This is a genomic window from Lapidilactobacillus dextrinicus DSM 20335 (assembly GCF_001436095.1).
GTDB lineage: Bacteria > Bacillota > Bacilli > Lactobacillales > Lactobacillaceae > Lapidilactobacillus > Lapidilactobacillus dextrinicus.
The window spans coordinates 1-209 of sequence record NZ_AYYK01000026.1; the positions used below are offsets into that span (position 1 = coordinate 1).

1 protein-coding gene is annotated in these 209 nt (G+C 38.3%); it reads right to left on the reverse strand.

Annotated features, from left to right (window positions below; genetic code table 11):
* The coding region (locus tag FC84_RS09005; RefSeq protein ID WP_162257977.1) for a hypothetical protein at positions 1-209 on the reverse strand (209 nt) is incomplete at both ends.

Genomic DNA, 209 nt, shown 5'->3' on the forward strand with positions numbered 1-209 from the left:
GTTAACTTATTGCCAATTGTAATGGTATATGTGCCACCAGCTTCATTTATTTCTTCGTTCATGGCACTTGTATTTACTGGATAATAACCATCTTCATAGTAATCATTTAGTGCCTTACCTACTGCATCCCAGCCTTTACCGTCACTTAGTACGGTACCTTTGTTATTGAAAACTGGATGAAGTTCGCCTAATTGCTTACCATCTTGGTC